At 68.7% G+C, this 18,380-nt stretch carries 20 protein-coding genes and 1 pseudogene; 5 read left to right on the top strand and 16 right to left on the bottom strand.

Going from position 1 to position 18,380, the window contains the following annotated elements; genetic code table 11:
- Positions 1-175 precede the first annotated feature (175 nt).
- From E0H73_RS43245 to E0H73_RS43235, 3 genes are read right to left on the bottom strand one after another with little or no spacing between them, the layout of a single operon-like run.
- Complete coding sequence (locus E0H73_RS43245) at positions 176-703, bottom strand: ferritin (protein WP_131366752.1); 528 nt, start codon at positions 701-703, stop codon at positions 176-178.
- A 51-nt stretch (positions 704-754) separates the two neighbouring features.
- Positions 755-2,659 (bottom strand): DUF2264 domain-containing protein, encoded by a 1,905-nt coding sequence (locus E0H73_RS43240; protein WP_131366750.1) that lies wholly within the window; start codon positions 2,657-2,659, stop codon positions 755-757.
- Positions 2,656-3,672 carry a hydroxyacid dehydrogenase gene (locus tag E0H73_RS43235; RefSeq protein ID WP_238164647.1) on the bottom strand — a complete coding sequence of 339 codons (1,017 nt, stop codon included), beginning with the start codon at positions 3,670-3,672 and terminating at the stop codon, positions 2,656-2,658. The genes E0H73_RS43240 and E0H73_RS43235 overlap by 4 nt, the downstream gene beginning before the upstream one ends.
- Positions 3,673-3,845: 173 nt before the next feature.
- Here E0H73_RS43235 and E0H73_RS43230 point away from each other — a divergent pair, with 173 nt between their 5' ends.
- On the top strand, positions 3,846-4,760 hold the full coding sequence (locus E0H73_RS43230) for a proteasome assembly chaperone family protein (RefSeq protein ID WP_131366748.1): 915 nt from the start codon (positions 3,846-3,848) through the stop codon (positions 4,758-4,760).
- 104 nt (positions 4,761-4,864) lie between these two features.
- The gene (locus E0H73_RS43225) at positions 4,865-5,698 is read left to right on the top strand and encodes an acyl-CoA thioesterase (RefSeq protein ID WP_131366746.1); all 834 of its coding nucleotides are present in this window, start codon (positions 4,865-4,867) and stop codon (positions 5,696-5,698) included.
- Positions 5,699-5,701: 3 nt separating this feature from the next.
- Here E0H73_RS43225 and E0H73_RS43220 read toward each other — a convergent pair whose 3' ends face one another.
- Positions 5,702-6,577 carry an alpha/beta fold hydrolase gene (locus tag E0H73_RS43220; RefSeq protein ID WP_165556134.1) on the bottom strand — a complete coding sequence of 292 codons (876 nt, stop codon included), beginning with the start codon at positions 6,575-6,577 and terminating at the stop codon, positions 5,702-5,704.
- 193 nt (positions 6,578-6,770) lie between these two features.
- On the opposite strand from E0H73_RS43220, the gene thrS reads away from it, so the two are divergent.
- On the top strand, positions 6,771-8,006 hold the full coding sequence (gene thrS, locus E0H73_RS43215; protein WP_131366742.1) for a threonine--tRNA ligase: 1,236 nt from the start codon (positions 6,771-6,773) through the stop codon (positions 8,004-8,006).
- Here the strand turns inward: thrS and E0H73_RS43210 are convergent.
- The 4 genes from E0H73_RS43210 to E0H73_RS43195 are packed head-to-tail and all read right to left on the bottom strand — an operon-like array spanning position 7,972 to position 12,203.
- On the bottom strand, positions 7,972-8,829 hold the full coding sequence (locus E0H73_RS43210) for a MaoC/PaaZ C-terminal domain-containing protein (RefSeq protein ID WP_131366740.1): 858 nt from the start codon (positions 8,827-8,829) through the stop codon (positions 7,972-7,974). The two genes, thrS and E0H73_RS43210, sit on opposite strands and share 35 nt — an antisense overlap.
- A gap of 1 nt (position 8,830) precedes the next feature.
- Positions 8,831-10,177: a 3-oxoacyl-ACP reductase gene (locus tag E0H73_RS43205; protein ID WP_131366739.1), complete on the bottom strand. Its 1,347-nt coding sequence runs from the start codon at positions 10,175-10,177 to the stop codon at positions 8,831-8,833.
- An 11-nt stretch (positions 10,178-10,188) separates the two neighbouring features.
- Positions 10,189-11,466 (bottom strand): acetyl-CoA C-acetyltransferase, encoded by a 1,278-nt coding sequence (locus tag E0H73_RS43200; RefSeq protein ID WP_131366737.1) that lies wholly within the window; start codon positions 11,464-11,466, stop codon positions 10,189-10,191.
- The gene (locus tag E0H73_RS43195; protein ID WP_238164646.1) at positions 11,463-12,203 is read right to left on the bottom strand and encodes a TetR/AcrR family transcriptional regulator; all 741 of its coding nucleotides are present in this window, start codon (positions 12,201-12,203) and stop codon (positions 11,463-11,465) included. Before E0H73_RS43195 ends, E0H73_RS43200 begins: the two co-directional genes overlap by 4 nt.
- 99 nt (positions 12,204-12,302) lie before the next feature.
- Here E0H73_RS43195 and E0H73_RS43190 point away from each other — a divergent pair, with 99 nt between their 5' ends.
- Positions 12,303-13,661: an acyl-CoA dehydrogenase family protein gene (locus E0H73_RS43190; protein ID WP_202867886.1), complete on the top strand. Its 1,359-nt coding sequence runs from the start codon at positions 12,303-12,305 to the stop codon at positions 13,659-13,661.
- Between the two features lie 584 nt (positions 13,662-14,245).
- Here the strand turns inward: E0H73_RS43190 and E0H73_RS43185 are convergent.
- From E0H73_RS43185 to E0H73_RS43165, 5 genes are all read right to left on the bottom strand, one after another.
- Positions 14,246-14,545: a hypothetical protein gene (locus tag E0H73_RS43185; protein WP_131366733.1), complete on the bottom strand. Its 300-nt coding sequence runs from the start codon at positions 14,543-14,545 to the stop codon at positions 14,246-14,248.
- On the bottom strand, positions 14,532-14,918 hold the full coding sequence (locus E0H73_RS43180) for a J domain-containing protein (protein ID WP_131366731.1): 387 nt from the start codon (positions 14,916-14,918) through the stop codon (positions 14,532-14,534). Before E0H73_RS43180 ends, E0H73_RS43185 begins: the two co-directional genes overlap by 14 nt.
- The gene (locus E0H73_RS43175) at positions 14,915-15,391 is read right to left on the bottom strand and encodes an Hsp20/alpha crystallin family protein (RefSeq protein ID WP_131366729.1); all 477 of its coding nucleotides are present in this window, start codon (positions 15,389-15,391) and stop codon (positions 14,915-14,917) included. Before E0H73_RS43175 ends, E0H73_RS43180 begins: the two co-directional genes overlap by 4 nt.
- 242 nt (positions 15,392-15,633) lie before the next feature.
- Positions 15,634-15,921 carry a hypothetical protein gene (locus E0H73_RS43170; RefSeq protein WP_131366727.1) on the bottom strand — a complete coding sequence of 96 codons (288 nt, stop codon included), beginning with the start codon at positions 15,919-15,921 and terminating at the stop codon, positions 15,634-15,636.
- A gap of 74 nt (positions 15,922-15,995) precedes the next feature.
- A complete protein-coding gene (locus E0H73_RS43165; RefSeq protein WP_131366725.1) occupies positions 15,996-16,442 on the bottom strand; it encodes an Hsp20/alpha crystallin family protein in 447 nt (148 codons plus the stop codon).
- Between the two features lie 132 nt (positions 16,443-16,574).
- On the opposite strand from E0H73_RS43165, the gene E0H73_RS43160 reads away from it, so the two are divergent.
- Positions 16,575-17,234 (top strand): hypothetical protein, encoded by a 660-nt coding sequence (locus E0H73_RS43160; RefSeq protein WP_131366723.1) that lies wholly within the window; start codon positions 16,575-16,577, stop codon positions 17,232-17,234.
- A gap of 291 nt (positions 17,235-17,525) precedes the next feature.
- Here E0H73_RS43160 and E0H73_RS48590 read toward each other — a convergent pair whose 3' ends face one another.
- The 3 genes and pseudogenes from E0H73_RS48590 to E0H73_RS43145 form a co-directional block, all read right to left on the bottom strand.
- Positions 17,526-17,804, bottom strand: a complete 279-nt coding sequence (locus E0H73_RS48590) for an NAD(P)-binding domain-containing protein (protein WP_420323455.1) — start codon at positions 17,802-17,804, stop codon at positions 17,526-17,528.
- Positions 17,805-17,871: 67 nt separating this feature from the next.
- Positions 17,872-18,081: a hypothetical protein gene (locus E0H73_RS43150; RefSeq protein ID WP_131366719.1), complete on the bottom strand. Its 210-nt coding sequence runs from the start codon at positions 18,079-18,081 to the stop codon at positions 17,872-17,874.
- Between the two features lie 49 nt (positions 18,082-18,130).
- A pseudogene (locus E0H73_RS43145) lies at positions 18,131-18,380 on the bottom strand (hemerythrin domain-containing protein); the annotation flags it as partial.

Genomic DNA, 18,380 nt, shown 5'->3' with positions numbered 1-18,380 from the left:
CACCCGCCACCCGCCACCCGCCGGCAACCCCAAGCCCCCGCACGCACTACCCGCCCACCCCAGCCACCGTGCAAGGCTCAGCCCACAACCGTCTCCGGCCGGAGGGGCGAGGACCTCAGGCGACCGCGCCGGCCGCATGGGGCACCCGACCAACCAAGAGACAACAGAAAAGTACTTAGACCCGCCCACCCGCCGCAGTAGGAGCGGTGGGGTCATCGGCGGGCGCCCCGGAAACTTCCCGGGCGAGGAAGTCTTCGAGGTGGAAGAGGTTGTCTCCGGCGCGCTTCGCGACGTTCACGAGCGTGGTCATCGCGGAGACCTCCTCGACCTGCTCCTTCAGGAACCACTGCATGAATTGCTCGCCGATGTAGTTGCTCTCGTCCCGAGCGGCCCGCGCCAGCGTCTCGATCTGCTTGGTGACCGTGATCTCCTGCTGCAGCGCGAGTTCCAGCGGCTCCAGCGCCGTCTTGAAGTCGCTCTCCACCTCGCCGACACCGGGGATGTTCGGACGGATGTCCTTGTCCAGCAGGTATTGCACCATCATCATCGCGTGATTGCGCTCTTCGAGCGCCTGCTTGTAGAAGTGCCCAGCCAGCTGCGGCAGATCCTGATCGTCGTACCAGACAGCCACTGCCGTGTACTGCTGCGACGCCGTGAATTCGTTACGGATCTGTTCCTGCAAAAGTTTCTCGTACGTGCTCATCCCGTCAATCTACTGACCGGATCCGCCGAGCACACGGTTGGGGAGCCTGACCTAAGGGCGTGTCTGTCCCAGCTCGACGACCTCAGTGCCCCCACCAGGCAGGCTGATCCGCACCGTCGTACCGTCCACCGCAACATCGATGCCCTCGGCAAGCGCTTCCGGCCGCAGCGCGTCCCGCGTCAGCAGTACGGCGCCCACCAGCACGAGCGGGTCCCCGTCGTGCGGAGCGGTCAGGTACGGCGTAGCCGAGTGCACACCGAACGGATTCGCACCAAGACCCCGGTGCACGCCCGCTTCGTCGTACCCGTGCAGACCGACCACCGCGGACATCAGCCCGTCGAGACTCCGCGCCGATGCCGACCGGTCCCCAGCGGTTGCCTCAGGCAAGGACGTCCCGGCGACCGCGAACCCGCCACTGCGCACCAACGTGCCAGCCGGCCCTTCGACCAGCGCACACCGGATCTCCCACCCGCCGTGCACAACCGATGCCGTCTCGATCCGCCACGGCCCGTCCGTTCCCAACCACGCCTTGTGCCACGAGGACGCCGTACGTCCGCTGACTCCGATCCGCCGGATCCGTCCACGCGCGCTCGACCGGCCGTCCGCATCGACGAGCGCGATCAGGTTGTCGATCCGCGGCGCGTGGTCGGACAACTCCGGCCCAGCGTGGTTCGCGTACGCCAGCCGGTTGTAGTGCGAGTCGCCCTCCGGCTCCACGCCTTCCGGCTCGGCGAGAGGCGCGTGATCCGCGCCGTGGTTGACCAACTGGACGATCTGGTCGTGCCGGCTCGCGTGCACGATCCACCCCGGCGCCGGCATCGCCCGTACCTGATCTGCGTCGTCCAGCGGGATCGAGTCCTCCGGGTCCGTCCACACCGGGTGTTCCGGCGGCAGCAGCAGCCCGATGAACCCCTTCGACGCCCAGTACGGCGAGCCAGGCCCGGAGTACTGCTGTGTAGTCGGCAGGAACGTGTCGTACCACCCCAGCGTCAGCAGCCCACGCTCATCCGGTACGCCGTGTTGCACGAAGTGCCGCGCGATCCCGGAGCACAGCCGCCGCGTCTGCCCGGGCGACAGGGGAGTGGAGTCCAGCAGCGCACCCATCCAGTACGGCGTGGCCGCGGCCATCCGGTACGTCAGCGAGCGCCCCTGGTACACCGGTGCGCCGTCGTTGCCGACCAGATGCACCGCGTCCTCCAGGAACAGACCGATTCGCTCCCGGTAGACCTTCAGCCGGTCCTCGTACGCCGCACCCGGCGTGGCAGCCGCCATCCGTGTCCACAGTCCCGGGTAGAGGTGCATCGCCCAACCGATGTAGTTGTCGAAGTTCTGCCCGTCGCCGTCGGAGTACCACCCGTCACCGACGTACCAGTCCTCGATCCGGTCCAGCCCGCCGTCGATGTCCTCCTGCGAGTACGGCGCTCCGACCGACGCGAGGAACTGCTCACTCACGACCTGGAACAGCCGCCAGTTGTTGTCATGCGTCGTGGACCCGATGAACCCACCGAGCCACTCGGCCACGTGTTCCCGGGCGCGGGTGTCGAGCCGGTCCCAGATCCACTCCCGCGTCTCGTGCAGGGACACCGCAATCGCTGCGGCCTCGACCATCTGCTGCGAGCGCGGGGTCAGGCGCAGCCATGACTCGGGGTGGTCCGGGTTCGCGCCGTTCGCCACCCCGCGCGCGTACCGCTCGATGAGCGCCTCGCACCCCTCACCGCGCACCCCGCCAATCCGGAACGCGGCCAGCATGAACGACCGAGCGAAACCCTCCAACTGGTCGGACGCCGTACCTGACCGACTCGGCCGCCCAGGCAGCTCGATCAGCGACGCACCGGGGGAGAAGTACGGCACCAACGACTCCAGCAGGTGATCCGCCAGAGCCTCCCAGTGCGCACGGACCCACCCAGTCTGCCGGGACAGAACGCGGTCGGTGTCGGGCAGGACGAGGCGGCTCATGCAAGTCTCCCGATGTCGGAGGGGCTGATGGCGTGCTGGAGTGGTTCGCCGGCGGCGAGGCGCTCTAGCTCGCTGACGGCCAGCTCACCGAGGCGGGCGATTTCGTTGCCGACCGCACCGGCTACGTGGGGGGTGACGAAGACGTTCGGCAGGTCTAGCAGCGGGGAGTCCGGCGGCAGCGGCTCGGGGTCGGTCACGTCGAGGACCGCGTCGATCCGGCCGGAGACGCACTCACGCTCCAGCGCCTGGGCGTCGATGATCTTGCCGCGTGCGGTGTTGATCAGGACCGAGCCGTCCCGCAGCAGGCCGAGCAGGCGCGCGTCCACCAGCCCGACGGTCTCCGGGATGAGCGGCGCGTGCACGCTGAGGATGTCGCTGCGGCTGAAGAGCGAGTCGTTGTCGACCAGTTCAGCGCCGAGCCCGGCCGCCTCGGCCTCGTTCAGGTACGGGTCGCTGATCAGAACGTTCAGGTCGAAGGTGCGGAGTCGCTCGGCCACCATCCGGGCGATCCGCGAGGCGCCCAGCAGGCCGACCGTCGTACCGTAGCTGCCCGGCATCGCGTGCGGGTCCGACTTACGCCGCTCCAGCCGGTACTGCGCCGCCAGCCGGAACGCCCGCTTGCCGGCCAGCACGATCGCGGCCACGGTGAACTCCGCCACCGGCAGCGCGTTGGCGGTGGCCGCCGACGAGACCTGGATCCCGCGGTCGAACGCGGATGGGTCGACCATCGCCTTCACCGAACCGGCCGCATGCAGGATCGCCCGCAGCTTCGGCGCGGCGTCGAGCACCTCGGGCCCGATCCGCGGGCATCCCCACCCGGTCAGCAGTACGTCGACATCGGCCAGCGCGGCATTGATCGCGGGGTCGGCGAGGAAGCTGGTCCCGGGGCCGACCGGCAGCACGGTCGCGGCCGCTTCCAGGCGCTTGCGGACCCGCGGGACGAGCACGCGATCCCGGCTGGCGTCGTTCATCGCCAGCATGACGGTCAGGGCGGAGTCAGGTTCGGTGCGCACGACAGCAACTTAGCAAGCGCTTTCCAACGCTGTCTCCCCGCGGGCCGAATCTTGGAAGATGCTGAAAGATCGCGAGCACCGGAATGTGGGCCCGAGGTCGGGCGTTGTCAGGTGGAGAGGGCAGGATAGAGGGGCCTACCCGCCCTGTTGGCCAGACGTGAAGGAGAACGACGATGCTGCGACCGGACGACCTCTACGAGATCGTCGACGAGTCGGTGGCGACCGGCCCGGCGGCGACGCCGAAGGTTCTGGTGCACTCGCTGGACGGGTTCATGGACGCAGGTCAGGCGGGCCGGGTCACGGCCGACCACCTGCTCGAGGTGCTGGACCACCGGCTGCTCGCGCGGTTCGACATCGACCTCCTGCACGACTACCGGGCCCGGCGGCCTGAGGTCACGTTCGCCGAGGACCGGTTCATCGACTACACGCCGCCGCGGCTGAGCCTGCACCTGCTGAAGGACGACGCGGGTGTCGAGTTCCTGCTGCTCGAGGGCCCCGAGCCGGACAACCACTGGGATCGGTTCGCCGGCGCGGTCCGGCAGTTGATCGAGCGCTACAACGTGACGCTCACGATCGGCGTCCACGGCATCCCGATGGGCGTGCCGCACACCCGCCCGCTCGGTCTGACCGCCCACGCGACGCGGCCTGAGTTGGTCACCCGCTCGAACATCTGGGACGGCGAGATGCGCCTTCCGGCGAGCGCCGGCACGATGCTGCAGGTGCGGCTGGGCGAGGCCGGCAAGGACGCGATGGGTTTCGCGGTCCACGTGCCGCACTACCTGGCCGAGAACCGCTTCCCCGGCGCGGCGCTGGCTCTGGTGCACGCGGTCTCCGCGGCCACCGGCCTGCTGCTCCCTAGCAAGGCTCTGCTCGACGAGGCCGCCGTCACCGGCAAGCTGGTCGACGAGCAGGTCGAAGCCTCGGAGGACGCGTCCGCGGTCGTGAACGCGCTCGAGACGCAGTACGACGCTGCGGCGGGCTCGCTCAGCCGCAAGAGCCTCCTGGCCGATTCCACTCCGTCCGCCGAAGAGCTCGGCGCCGAGGTCGAGCAGTTCCTCGCGGAACTCAACCGCGACGACGAGGACTGACCACCGCGGTACCCCGCTGACACGATCCGGGGACCTCGGACAGGTTATTTCCTGTCCGAGGTCCCCGGTTCTTGTTCGCACGCTCCGGACTGTCAGGATGAGGCATGCCTGAGTCGCTGGAGGATCTGGTCGAGCTGCTCGACCTGGAGATGATCGAGGTCGACCTGTTCCGCGGCCGGCAGCCGGAGACCTCCTTGCAACGCGTGTTCGGCGGCCAGGTGCTCGGTCAGGCGCTGGCGGCGGCGAGCCGGACGGTCGATCCCGAGCGGGTGGTGCACTCGCTGCACGGCTACTTCCTGCGCCCCGGCGATACCGCCGTACCGATCATCTACCGGCCGGAGCCCACGCGGGACGGCGGTACGTTCAGCAGCCGGCGGGTCGTGGCGTCGCAGCACGGTAAGCCGATCTTCTACATGTCCGCGTCGTTCCAGCGGCCGGAGCCGGGGCTCGACCACCAGGACCCGATGCCGGAGGACCTGGTCCCGCCGGAGGAGGCGCCGCGGCTGGCGACTGTCCTCGAAGCGCGCTCGGGCCGCAAGGCCGCCGACTGGGACAAGGAGTGGGCGGCGCTCGACGTACGCCTGGCCGGCCTCAGCGGTCGTCAGTTCTGGATCCGTGCCGCAGGCAAGCTTCCCGACGACCGTGCGCTGCATGCGTGCGTCCTGGCGTACGCCAGCGACCTGACTCTCCTCGGCGCCAGCCTTCTCCCACACGGCATCGTCATCGGCGACCCCCGAATCCAGCCCGCGTCCCTGGACCACGCCCTCTGGTTCCACCGCGACTTCCGCGCCGACGAATGGCTCCTCTACGACCAGGCGTCCCCCTCAGCCTCCAACGCCCGCGGCTTCGCCACCGGCCGCCTCTACACCCAATCCGGCGCGTTGGCCGCCTCAGTCGCGCAAGAAGGCCTCATCCGCCCGGTCGGCCTCGACCTGTAGCAGCTATCGGACGGCGGCTCGCAGTACGCCGAGCATGTCGTCCCACTGGGCGAAGATCGTTCCGCCATGGCCGGCGGCCGGGATGATCGTGAGCGTGGAGTTGGGGATCCGCTCCGCGTGCCAGCGGCCGTGCTCGGGTGGGACCATGCGATCGAGTTCGCCGTACCAGAGCCAAGTGGGGACCTCGATCCGAGCGGGGTCGATGTCCCAGGGACCGCCCCACGAGACGTTGTCCCGGGCATAACCGTCGTACGTATGGAGTGCATCGCGCGCATCGGCGGCCCACAGTCGCCGCGCCCCCTGGTCGAGCCAGCTGAGGTCCTCCGTCGGAGCATCCCGGAAGAACTCGTCGACCATCGCCTCGTCCGGGAGCGCGAGCATCCGCTCGAAGGCAACCCTCGCCTGCGCCCGGAACCCTGCCAACGCACCCGGTACGTCGCCGGCGTCGACGAGCGCGAGAATCGGCAGATCAGGATCATCCGGATCCGGAGGCGTGATCAACCGCCACGGACCAACCCCGCCCGCGACCCCCACAGCCCGCACCCGGCCGGGATCCGCCAGCCCAGTAGCCAACGCATACGGCCCACCCCCAGACGCCCCGAGTACGGCGAACTCCGAGATCCCCAGCGCATCCGCAACCAGCATCGTGTCCGCACCAACGGACGCCAGACCTGGCGCGGTATCCGTCGACTCGCCGTACCCAGGCCGATTGAAGGACACGATGCGGACGTTCTGCCGTACGGCCGCATCAGCTCCCAGCGCAGCCTGAAGCCGACCGGACGGGGTGCCGTGATGGAACACGATCGGGACTCCTCCGGGAGACCCGCCCTCCCAGACCGACACCTTCCGCCCATCGGGAAGGATCAACGTGGCGTCCACTCGCCAACCATAGATCCGGACGCGACGGCGTCTGCTACGGTTGGAGACATGTTCAAGCGCGCGGTAGTGACGACGACGCCGGAGTTTGTCTCGGCGCGCTGACACTTGACTGTCTGACAAAGCCCCGGGGCGTGTGCCCCGGGGCTTTGTCGTGCTCCGTGGGTTCGCCCCACCTCTTGAAGGAGCCACTGACATGTACGACCACCGCAAGCTCGGCCGTGAACTCGGCCTGTTCGATTCCGACCCGCTGATCGGCGCCGGTCTGCCGTACTGGCTGCCAGCCGGTGCTGCGATCCGCCACGCCTTGGAGAGTTACATCGCCGACGTGGAGCGAAGAGCCGGGTACCAGCAGGTGTATTCGCCCGTGATCGCCAAGCGCGAGCTGTACGAGATCTCCGGTCACTGGGAGAAATACAGCGACGACATGTACCCGCCGATGGACGTCGGCAACGAGCAGCTCGTACTGCGGCCGAGCATCTGCCCGCACCACGCGCTGATGTACCGCTCCAGAGCCCACAGCTACCGCGAACTCCCGCTCCGCTACTCCGAGCTCGGCGGTCAGTACCGCGCCGAGCTGTCCGGGGCGATCGGCGGGCTGATCCGAGTCCGGGCCATGCAACTCAACGACGCGCACATCTTCTGCCGCCTCGACCAAGTCGCGGAGGAGGCCGCGAGTGCGCTCGACCTGATCAACCAGGCGTACCGCGACATGGGTATCAGCCCGTCCCGCTACGTCCTCGCCTTGGCGTCCGAGGACGCCGACTTCAACAGCCCCGACTGCAAGTACGTCGGCGATGCCGAGAGCTGGGCGCACTCCGCGGACCTGCTCCGCGACGTGCTGAAGGACGCGGGCATCGACTACGAGGAGGTGCCCGGCGACGCGGCCTTCTACGGACCGAAGATCGACATCCAGATGGAGGATTCGGCCGGCCGGGAGTTCAGTCTGTCGACCGTCCAGATCGACTTCCACCAGCCGGAGCGCTTCGGCCTCGAGTACATCGGTGCCGACGGCAACAAGCACCGGCCGGTGATGGTGCATCGGGCGATCGTCGGGAGCATCGAGCGGGCCGTCGCGCAGCTGATCGAGGTGCACGGCGGGGCGTTCCCGGCCTGGCTGGCTCCGGTGCAACTCGTCGTACTCCCGATCTCGGACGACGAGGAGCAGGTCGCGATCGGCGTCGCTCGGCGCGCGGCACAGCGCGGTCTGCGGGTCGAGGTCGCGCACGCCGACGAGGGCAGTCTCGGTGCCCGCATCCGTGAGAACCGGTTGGCGCCGTACCAGGCGGTCATCGGTGCTCGTGAAGCGGCGGCCGGGTCGCTGGCGATCCGCGAGCGGGATGGTCAGAAGCACGAGGCGGCGCCGATCGGCGAGGTGCTCGACCGGATCGCGGAGCTCAGTGTGCCTGCAGTTGTCCGATCAGGTGAGTGAGCTCGTGCTGCTCGTCGTACAGCGCGAAGTCGGTCGTCTTGCCGGTCTCCTTGAACCCGAACTGCACACGTGACGGGAGCAGCAGCGGCTTCCGGAAGTCGACGCGAACGGCGAAGGCGTCCGGCAGCTTGCCGGCGCGCTCGATGGAGGCGAGCGCGGCGGCCTTGGCCCACATGCCGTGCGCGATCTGGCGCGGGAACCCGAACGCCTGGGCGGTCAGCTTGAACAGGTGGATCGGGTTCCGGTCGCCGGACGCGGCGGCGTACCGGCGGCCGAGGTTGCCGCGCAGGTCCCACCATGCTGTGGGGGCAAGCTCGGGGTCCGGTAGCAGGTCGACCTTGACGGACTCGTCTCCGGACGAGCGGCTGAGCAGGGTGGTGAGGTCGGTCCACACCACCTCACCGTCGACGCTCACCTCGCTGATCACGTCGAAGACTGTGCCCTTGGGGTGCGGGCGTTCCGGCGTACTGTGAACGCGGATCGCCGGCTCGGCGTGGATCGGGAGCGGCTGCCGCTGGGTGATCGCGTTGGACAGGTGCACGATCCCCATCGGCTTGTAGGGGAACGACGGGTCGGACATCAGGTCCAGGTGCAGCGGGAACGCCAGGACGTGCGGGTACGTCGCCGGAAGCGTAGGACCGGCCGGGAACCCGGTGACATCCCGGTACGCCGACAGGTGGTCCTGGTCGATCGCGGACCGGGGGAGCTCCAGCGTCAGACCGTCCGCGTCCGGCTCGTAGTCCGCGCGTCGCAGCGTCGCCTTCACGGTCCGGGCGTAGAGCGAGCCGAACCCGGGCGTGTCGTCGTACCGTCGGGTCGGCATGTCACGCGCCCAGCATGCTCTGGCCGCAGACGCGGACCACGTTGCCGGTCACGCCCGCCGACGCGGGGTCGGCGAACCAGGCAGTTGTTTCGGCCACGTCGATCGGCTGCCCGCCTTGCTGCAGCGAGTTGATCCGGCGGCCGACCTCGCGGATCGTGAACGGGACCTTCGCGGTCATCTCGGTCTCGATGAAGCCCGGCGCGACCGCGTTGATCCGGATGTTCCGCTCGGTCAGCTTCGGCGCGAACGCCTGGACCAGGCCGATCACGCCGGCCTTGGAGGTCGCGTAGTTCGTCTGGCCGTTGTTACCCGCGATCCCGGCGATGCTGGCGACCCCGATGATCGAGCCGCCGTCCCTGATGGCTCCAGACGCGAGCAGATGCTCCGTGATCCGCTCCGGCGCGCGCAGGTTCACATCGAGTACGGCGTCCCACGCGTCGGTCCTCATATTCGCGAGCCGCCTGTCGCGCGTGATGCCGGCGTTGTGGACGACGATGTCGAGGCCGCCGTACTGCTCCTGCGCGTGGGCCGCGATCCGTTGCGCGGCGTCGACCGCTGTCACGTCGAGGAGGAGTTCGCTGCCACCGATCCTGGACATCACCTTGCGCAGCGCGTCCGCGTTCTGGGGTACGTCGACGCCGATCACGCCGGCGCCATCGCGAGCCAGCGTGCCGGCGATCGAGGCGCCGATTCCACGTGCGGCGCCCGTCACGAGGGCGACCTTGCCGGCCAGCGGGTGATCCGGGTCGTTGCTCACCAGCGGTCCGGTCCCGATCCGCGCGACCTGGCCGTCGACGTACGCCGACTTGGGGGAGAGGAAGAAGCGGAGCGTCGAGTCCAGTTGCTCGTGCGCGTCCGGAGCGACGTACACGAGGTTGACGGTGGCGCCGCGCTTGACCTCCTTGCCGAGGCTGCGAGTGAAGCCCTCGAGGGCGCGCTGGGCGATCTGCTGCTCGGTCGAGTGCGCGAGCTCCGGCGTACGTCCGATCACGATCACCCGGCCGGCGGGCGCCAGCTGACGGATGACGGGGGAGAAGAACCGTTGCAGGCTGGTCAGCTCCGCCGTCGAGGTCGCGCCGGTGGCGTCGAAGACGAGCGCCTTCGGCCGGATCTCGCTCGACGCCACGCCTTCGGTCGCCGTACTGAACGAGGCGCCGATGTCGCGCAGCAGCGCCTGGATCGCCTTGCCGGCGTCGGTCTCGGAGATCGCGCCGAACACGACCGGTCCGTCGATCACCGGCGAACCCTCGATCCAGCGCGGCAGCGGCGTCGGGTCGGGCAGACCCAGGTTCTTCACCAGCGTCTGGCCGAGCGGCGTGCGGGTGAAGGTCTGGTAGCGATCCGTCATTCTCTCTGCTCCTACTTCTCGAGGATGGCGACGACGCCTTGGCCGCCGGCGGCGCAGATCGAGATCAGGCCCCGCCCACCGCCGTTCTCGTTCAGTTGCTTGGCCAGCGCGGCAACGATCCGCCCGCCGGTCGCCGCGAACGGGTGGCCCGCGGCCAGCGAACTGCCGTTCACGTTCAGCTTGGCCCGGTCGATCTCGCCGAGCGGCGCGTCCAGGCCGAGCCGCTCCTTGCAGAAGATCGGGTCCTCCCACGCCTTCAGGGTGGCCAGCACCTGCGACGCGAACGCCTCGTGGATCTCGTAGTAGTCGAAGTCCTGCAGGGTCAGGCCGGCGCGCGCGAGCATCCGCGGTACGGCGTACGCGGGGGCCATCAGTAAGCCCTCGGCACCCTTCACGTAGTCGACCGCGGCGGTCTGCGAGTGCGTGAGGTAAGCGAGCGGCCGGAGACCGTGCTCGGTGGCCCACTCGTCGGTCGACAGCAGCACGGTCGACGCGCCGTCGGTCAGCGGCGTCGAGTTGCCGGCCGTCATCGTTGCGGTCTCGCCCTTGCCGTAGACGGTCTTGAGCTTGGCCAGCTTCTCCAGGGACGTGTCCGCGCGGAGGTTCTGGTCCTTCTCGAGACCGAGGTACGGCGTGATCAGGTCCTGCTGGAAGCCGCGGTCGTACGCCTTGGCCAGGTTCATGTGGGAGCGGTACGCGAGCTCGTCCTGGTCATCGCGGGTGATGCCCCACTCGAGCGCGGTCAGCGCGGCGTGCTCACCCATGGACTTGCCGGTCCGCGGCTCGGCGTTCCGCGGAATCTCGGGTACGACGTCCTTCGGGCGGACCCGCGCAAGGACCTTGAGCCGGTCCTGGAAGCTCTTGGCCCGGTTCAGGTCGAGGAGGATGCCGCGCAGCCGATCGTTGACCGAGATCGGCGCGTCGGACGCGGTGTCGACACCACCCGCGATCCCGACGTCGATCTGACCGAGGGCGATCTTGTTGCCGACCAGGATGGCCGCCTCGAGCCCTGTGCCACACGCCTGCTGGATGTCGTACGCCGGGGTGGTCGGGGCGAGCTTGGACCCGAGAACCACCTCGCGGACCAGGTTCCAGTCGCGGGCGTGCTTCAGCACCGCGCCGGCGACCACCTCACCGACCTCCTGGCCGCCGAGGCCGGCGCGGTCGACCAGGCCGTTCAGGGCGGCGGTGAGCATGTCGGAGTTGGAGGCGTGCCGGTAGGTCTTGTCCTGGCGGGCGAACGGGATCCTGTTGCCGGCGACAACGGCCACTCTGCGGGTCTCGGTCACGATTTCTCTCCTGCTCTGGTGGAGCGCGGGGTTGTCTTCTTGCCGTTGAGGGCCTTGCGCCCCACGGCGGTTGCGAGCGTGGCGGTGATCGCGGTCGACCGGACGGTGCCGACATCGGCATGATGCACGACCGGATGCCCGGGCCGGCCGCTCGACACGATCAACCCGACCCTTGCCATGTGCAACGAACCGAGTGTCTGCGTGTACAGATGGTTGGCGAGGTAGTCGCTGTCGACGTCGTCGAACACACCGCTCCGCTGACCGGCCTCGAGGATCGCCGCGATCCGCTGCAGCGCCGAGGCCATCGCCGTACCGAGCTTGGTCATCACCGGCTCGGTGATCTCGCCGAACAGTTCGTCACCGGTCCGCCGCAGCAGGCTCATCGCGCAGTCGGCGAAGGCCGGGAACTCCAGGCAGAAGTCGACAAAGACTTCGCTGAGCGCCTTCAGTCTGTTCAGCGGCGCCCGCCGAGGGTTGTCGACCTCGGCCAGCCGTTGATCGAGCTCGCCCAGATAGTCGACCAGGGTGAGCGCGAACAACTCTTCCTTGCCGGCGAAATGGCGGTAGATCAGGGCCTTGTTGATCCCGACCCGCTTGGCGATATCGTCGATCTGGGCGTCGATCGTGCCCCGCTCGTCGAACAGTTCGCGGGTGGCCCGGATGATGTCCCGCTCGCGGTCGCGCCGGCGCTCCGCCGTGGTCCGGCGGCGTCCGATCGCGAGCAGCGCGGAGCTCATGGAACGATCTTAGTCACAGGGGTGCCCCCCGGTGCAAACGACGGTTACACTCGTCGGTAACATCTGCCATGTCTGCTTCTTTGCCGCCGGAGGATGTTGATGACCGACCCGAAGTCCGCGCCCGCCCTGTCCGCCGACGTGATGACGCTTGCCGGAGAGCTCGGCGCCGAGCGATCCAAGCCCGGCTGGAGCACCTTCTCGCTCGCCATCAACGACGATCAGCGCGAGATCCGCGACTGGACCCACGCCTTCGCCGCCGACGTCATCCGCCCCGCGGCGTCCGAGTGGGACGAGCGCGAGGAGACGCCGTGGCCGATCATCCAGGAGGCCGCGAAGATCGGTCTCTACGGCCTCGACATGAACGTCAACCTCTTCGTCGACCCGACCGGCCTGTTGATGCCGCTCGTCCACGAGGAGCTGTTCTGGGGCGACGCCGGCATCGCGATGTCACTGAAGGGCACCGGGCTGGCATCGTCCGCGATCTTCTCCAACGGCACCCCTGAGCAGTGGAGCCAGTGGATGGGGCGTTGCTACGGGACGCCTGACGACGTACGCGTGGCCGCCTTCTGTTCGTCGGAGCCTGGTGCGGGTTCTGACGTGTCCGCGATCCGTACGCGGGCGACGTACGACTCGGTGACCAACGAATGGGTCATGAACGGGCAGAAGGCCTGGGCGACGAACGGCGGTATCGCGGACATCCACGTGGTCGTCGCTACCGTCGATCCCTCGCTCGGGACCAAGGGGCAGGCGGCGTTCGTCGTACCCAAGTCCGAGGTACGCGGGCTCGAGATGGGTACGAAGCTGCGCAAGCACGGCCTGCGCGCGTCCCACACCGCCGACGTCTTCTTCGACAACGTCCGCATCCCGGCCGAGAACGTGCTTGGCGGCAAGGAGAAGCTGGACGCGCGCCTGGCCCGCGCCCGCGAGGCCGCCGGCCAGCGCGCTCGGGTGCCCGCCGGTGGTGCCGCTGGGCAGCAGGGGCGCAACGCGTCGATGGCCACCTTCGAGATGACCCGCCATCTGGTCGGCGCTCAGGCGATCGGGATCGCGCGGGCGGCGTACGAAGTGGCATTGGAGTACGCCAAGACCCGCGAGCAGTTCGGCCGCCCGATCATCGACAACCAGGGCATCGCCTTCAAACTCGCCGACATGGCTGTGGAGATCGACGCCGCCCGGTTGCTGGTGTGGCGCGCCGCCAACATGTCGTCGGCGTTGATGCGCGGCGAAACCCCGGACTATCAACACGGCGAAGGCTCCATGGCCAAGCTGAAGGCCGGCGAGGTCGCGGTCAAGGTCACCGAAGAAGCCATCCAGATCCTTGGCGGCAACGGCTACACCCGCGAATACCCCGTAGAACGAATGCACCGAGACGCCAAGATCTACACCATCTTCGAAGGCACCTCCGAAATCCAGCGCCTGGTAATAGCCCGCGCGATCTCCGGCATGCGAATCAGGTAGAGCAGCCCACGCGCGCTACGCAGGCGCTAAGTCGCTTCGCTCCTCCCGCGCCTGCTACGCGCGCTCCCACCCACCCCCGGCTCATCGCCGTCTTTCCTTTTGCCGGCTGCCGTTGCGGGCTTCCGCCCGCAGTGCGCGCTGCCGCGCGTCCAACCGCACCGTGGTCGCGGCAGACCCGGATGAGTAGGCAGACCCGAGCCCCATGCCCACTTGTCCGACGCTGCCCCGTAGCCGAGCCGTCTCCGGGGGACTCATCTCTGCGTTGGCGGCTTGACACTCCTTCGGCCCGTTCGCGCTGAACTCCTTCGTCCGATCCCGCCCTCCAGATCAACCGCGGCCGGACCGACCTGCGGCTGGCTCCCGAGGTCGCCGCGGAGTGGTCACATGATCAACCCGCGAGATGGGGGCGATGGGTCGCGCCGCGCTGAAGCAGAGCAGCAGCGGACAAATCGCCTGAAGACCACGCAGCCGCCGGCAGGGGGTTAAGACAGTCGGCGGCCGGGTCCCCGTCGCTCGGCGGCCAGTTGCGCAAGCCGGGCACGGCGGGCTTTGTCCATGACTGGGCAGGGGCCAGCTGGACTGCCCTATCCGGCGGCCAGTGCAACGCTGCGGGTGAGCGTGGAGTTGCCCGGTGCCGACGGGTCGACGTCCAGAGGGCCGACGGCGTGAGCTTCCCTGCGGTAGCGGTAGGAGTTGTGTTCGGCGATGCTGCCGTCGGGATTGGTGATGATGTGGTCGACGCCATACCACTGTGCGACGGTGGCGCCCTGGGAGACTTGGCGGTCCCGGCCGCCGCCGGCGGCGAATGGCTCGGGACTGTTGCGCCAGCGGGTCTTCCAGACGCCGTTGTCGCAGTAGGTCTCGATATCGTCAACGGAGGCCATCGGTCTTCACTCCTGGTTGTGGCGGTTCCCAGCGCACGGGGCCGACCCGGATCGCCGGATCTACCCGGGTCCGCGCAGCGTCGGACGCGACAGCCTCGGAGCGCCGCGGCCGCGGCGAAGGTTTGCCGACTGAGGATGCGTTGGGCGCGGCTGCTTGGGCCTGGTCGTAGGCGGCGCGGCGGATCGGGTCGCGCAGGGTGGCGTAGGCGTTGAGGAGTTCCTGCAGGCGCCGGTCGGCGTCGTCCGCGTCTGGTGTGCGGGTGTCGGGGTGGAGGCCGCGGACGAGTCCGCGGAAGGCGTGGTCGAGGTCGTCGTCGGAGGCCTCGATGGTGACGCCGAGGATCGCGTACGGGTCGAGCGGCGGCGCGGTCATGGCAGGTACCCATCGGTCGTGTCGGGGTCGACGATGTAGACGGCGGGGCACGGGCGGGCCTTGGGGGCGTGGATGGTGAGTACGCCGTTGGCCAGAGTCGCGGTGATCTTGTCGCCGAGCACCGGCCCGGGGAGCCTGACGGCGTAGTGAACCGGCCCGGTACGCCGACCGCACCGGCGCAGCGTCCCGGCGTGGACCCGTGTGGGGATGCAGCCGTGCACGACGAGCTGCTGGCCGTTCCACTGCACGGTCACCTGGCGCGCGACGGCGCCGGGCAGGTCGAGCTCGATGACGAACTCGTCGGCAGTTTCCTCGACATCGACCGCCGGGGCCGGTTCGCCGCCGGTTGAGGACGCGGCGGCGAGATGGCGCAGGCCCCGGCTGGTCCGGTGGTGGATGTCGTCGAGGTGGGCGAACGGCTCGGCCGGCAGCCACCGCACGGCCGGCGACTGCCGGACGGCGCCGAGAGTCATATCGCTCACCTTCTCTGTCTGCGTCGTTGTCAATGGGGTTCGGTGGACCCGGTGGGTGGTGCGGCGGCCCACAGGTGCCGTCCTGGGAAGGACAAGGCGGGTCAAATGCCGCCGCGATGTGAGGGTGTGTCAGCGCGGGCGGCCGCACCACCGGGTCGAGTCAAGGAGCACGATCGAATCGGGCTACCACCTCCCCAGGCTTTCGTTGTACGGCTTCATCGGGGATCGTCAGGACGGCGACGTCATCGCGTCGGCTGCGGCGGAGGGCCGCGCTGCCTGCTCTGAGGGCTCCGCGCCGGTACGCCCCCGGTGAGGGTGGATCGGTGCCATGGCGGCCACCGGCGCGGTGGCCGCCCGGTCCACCCGCCGCTGGGTGGCGACGGCTTGCGGCGTGGAGGCTCGGACGGCGACTCCCAGCAGGCAGCGATCAGCGCGTCGAACTCGGCGCGCATCAGCTCGTCATCGTCCAGGACGAGGTCGACGAAGACCTCGGCCTCGGCGAGGGTCTGCTGCTGGTTAGTCGCCGTCATCGAACCCACCTCATCGACAACTCGCCTCACGTCACCGGGACCGGTGCGTGATCGGCGGCGTGGTTCACCCAGGGTCAGGCGTCGATCTGCTTTCGGTCCTCGCTGTCCGCCGCGCTGATGGCGATCTTGCGCGGCTTGGCCTTCTCGGCGATCGGGATCTTCAGTGTCAGTACGCCGGCCTCGTAGCTGGCCTCGATCCGGTCGGCATCCAGGGTGTCGCCCAGGAACAACTGCCGGGAGAAGACCCCGAGCGGACGTTCCGCGACCTGCATCTCCACTCCGTCGCCGAGCTCGAGCGGCCGGCGCTCGGCCTTCACCGTGAGCACGTTGCGCTCCACGTCCAGCTCGATCGCGTCCGGCGAGATCCCGGGCAGGTCGAACGAAACGACGTACTGGTCGCCGGCGCGGTAGGCGTCCATCGGCATCGGGGTCGGTCGCGACCACGTGCCCGGCGCCTGGCTCCCGAAGAACTGCTGGGCGAACCGGTCCAACTCCCGGAACGGGTCGGTGCGCATCAACATCGTCCTACACCTCCTGAAAGTCTGTTGATCAGTGGTGTCAATACGCACCTCTCTTATAACATGTCATCGAAACGATGACAAGCAGGAAAAGTCAGCGGATCGCTGACATGATGGAAGGCAAAGGAGGTGACTGTGACAGCCGCCAACGCACCCAACGAGACGCACGCCGCGGAGGCCTCGGCATCGGCCGCGATCGCCGCCGTCGAGGAAACCGTCCACCACGTTGCACACCAACAAGACAACCCGGCTCCCGCGCGGCCAGACACCACCACCGCCAGTTCGGACGACGTACTGGCCGCACTGGCTGGCCTGCGGGCCGTTCAAGACCGGCTCGCCGCCTGGGAGCCGCTGCTCATCGGCGCCGCCCGCGCCCGCGGGGCAAGTTGGGCCGCGATCGCACCTGCGCTCGGCGTCGCCAGCCGCCAGGCCGCGGAGCGCCGCTACCTGCGACTCAACCCGCACGCCACCGACCCTGCCGGCATGACCGGCGAAGAGCGCGTCCAGGCCGCCCGTGACCGCCGCGCCGGCGACCGTGCCGCCAACCAATGGGCCCGCGACAACGCATCCCGGCTCCGCCGGCTCGCCGCCCAGATCACCGCACTCGACGACCTCGACGCGACCACGCAGAAAGCCGTCGATCGCGTCCTCCACGCCCTCGGCGACAACGACACCGCAACCCTGCTGACACCCCTGGCCGACGCCGGAGACCGACTCCAGCACAGCCACCCCACACTGGCCGAACAGGCCGCTGACATCACCACGACCACCAACCGGCTACGCCACTCCACCTGAACATGAAAGCGACCGGTGGAATGACTGGTCGGCCAGGGCACCTTCGCGGAGTACACCCGGGCCCACGAGGCCAAGCTCGCTCCTAAGCCGGCGGACCTCACCTTCGAACAGGCTCCAGTGGTCCCCATCTCAGCGATGACCGCCCGCCAAGGTGTTCGCGATCACGGCCGCGTCCAACCGGGCGACAAGGCCCTGATCACCGGGCCGTCCGGAGGACATCTATGTTGGCGGTGAGCGCGCAATCCTCGAGAGCGTACGGCCAATCCTCCGCATCTTCGCCGGAGAAATCCATTACACTGGCGCTTCCGGATCCGGCTCCGGGTTGCCAGGGAGGACGGTCAGTAGCACCAAGGCCCCGGTGACGTGGTCAGACCAGGTCGCGCCGACCGCTCGGACGTCCTGCTCGCGCTCATCGCGGACGTCGTACGCGATGACTGCATGCCCGGCACGCACCAAGTTCCGGACAATCGGGAGTCCGATTCGTCCTGCACCGACGAGCGCAACGTCAACGATGGCAGCATCATCGCCCTGAGATCGCCTGTCACCCGCGTCTTCAGCCCGACGCCCCATCTGCTCGAGAACCGGCGCCGCAGCCATAGCCTGCCAGGCGACACCGGCCCGTACAGCCTCGAGGTGCTCAAGACCTCGTCGGATTGTCGGGTGGCAGGACGGTGTCGCCGTCGGAGTCCTGGTCGACTCGGGCGGTCTCACCGCCCGAGTCGACCATCTCGGTCTCGGACGGGTCGGCTGATAGCCGGACGTGGTCGTCCAGGGAATTGACCGCCAGTGCGCTGGGATCGACGTCGTCGATGGTCGGGCGGTAGTCGTCTTCGTGGGACTGGCTCATCGCTGTCTGCCTCTGTTCGTGGTTCTTGTGGTCTCGGGATCGGCAGTCGCTATGTCGAGCGGTCGGTCAGTTTGTCGCGGAGGCGGTCGACCAGTCCTACGCCCGGGCCGACGAGTTTGTGAAAGAGTTCGGCGTTCGGTGCGGCGGGATGCGGTCTGGTGGGGGCGAGCTTCTTCGCGTGCTCGACCTTCTCCTTCAGTTCGACCAGGGTGGCGGCGGGGAGGTGGGCTCGCAACTGCGGGAACTGCTCGGTCTCCTCGTCCTGAATGTGGTCGACGAGTACCTGTTGCAGTTGCCGG

This window comes from Kribbella pittospori (genome assembly GCF_004331465.1).
Classification (GTDB): domain Bacteria; phylum Actinomycetota; class Actinomycetes; order Propionibacteriales; family Kribbellaceae; genus Kribbella; species Kribbella pittospori.
Note: the sequence above shows the minus strand (reverse complement) of the source record. Positions and strands in the feature narration are given on the sequence as shown.

What these genes read in the sequence shown, in the direction of transcription:
- E0H73_RS43245 (WP_131366752.1), bottom strand. Translation starts at nt 703, where the DNA reads ATGAGCACGTACGAGAAACTTTTGCAGGAACAGATCCGTAACGAATTC.
- E0H73_RS43185 (WP_131366733.1), bottom strand. Translation starts at nt 14,545, where the DNA reads ATGGCCTCCGTTGACGATATCGAGACCTACTGCGACAACGGCGTCTGG.
- thrS (WP_131366742.1), top strand. Translation starts at nt 6,771, where the DNA reads ATGTACGACCACCGCAAGCTCGGCCGTGAACTCGGCCTGTTCGATTCC.
- E0H73_RS43240 (WP_131366750.1), bottom strand. Translation starts at nt 2,659, where the DNA reads ATGAGCCGCCTCGTCCTGCCCGACACCGACCGCGTTCTGTCCCGGCAG.
- E0H73_RS43175 (WP_131366729.1), bottom strand. Translation starts at nt 15,391, where the DNA reads ATGACTCTCGGCGCCGTCCGGCAGTCGCCGGCCGTGCGGTGGCTGCCG.
- E0H73_RS43230 (WP_131366748.1), top strand. Translation starts at nt 3,846, where the DNA reads ATGCTGCGACCGGACGACCTCTACGAGATCGTCGACGAGTCGGTGGCG.
- E0H73_RS43225 (WP_131366746.1), top strand. Translation starts at nt 4,865, where the DNA reads ATGCCTGAGTCGCTGGAGGATCTGGTCGAGCTGCTCGACCTGGAGATG.
- E0H73_RS48590 (WP_420323455.1), bottom strand. Translation starts at nt 17,804, where the DNA reads ATGGGGCGTCGGGCTGAAGACGCGGGTGACAGGCGATCTCAGGGCGAT.
- E0H73_RS43180 (WP_131366731.1), bottom strand. Translation starts at nt 14,918, where the DNA reads ATGACCGCGCCGCCGCTCGACCCGTACGCGATCCTCGGCGTCACCATC.
- E0H73_RS43165 (WP_131366725.1), bottom strand. Translation starts at nt 16,442, where the DNA reads ATGTTGATGCGCACCGACCCGTTCCGGGAGTTGGACCGGTTCGCCCAG.
- E0H73_RS43170 (WP_131366727.1), bottom strand. Translation starts at nt 15,921, where the DNA reads ATGACGGCGACTAACCAGCAGCAGACCCTCGCCGAGGCCGAGGTCTTC.
- E0H73_RS43150 (WP_131366719.1), bottom strand. Translation starts at nt 18,081, where the DNA reads ATGAGCCAGTCCCACGAAGACGACTACCGCCCGACCATCGACGACGTC.
- E0H73_RS43195 (WP_238164646.1), bottom strand. Translation starts at nt 12,203, where the DNA reads ATGAGCTCCGCGCTGCTCGCGATCGGACGCCGCCGGACCACGGCGGAG.
- E0H73_RS43205 (WP_131366739.1), bottom strand. Translation starts at nt 10,177, where the DNA reads ATGACGGATCGCTACCAGACCTTCACCCGCACGCCGCTCGGCCAGACG.
- E0H73_RS43190 (WP_202867886.1), top strand. Translation starts at nt 12,303, where the DNA reads ATGACCGACCCGAAGTCCGCGCCCGCCCTGTCCGCCGACGTGATGACG.
- E0H73_RS43210 (WP_131366740.1), bottom strand. Translation starts at nt 8,829, where the DNA reads ATGCCGACCCGACGGTACGACGACACGCCCGGGTTCGGCTCGCTCTAC.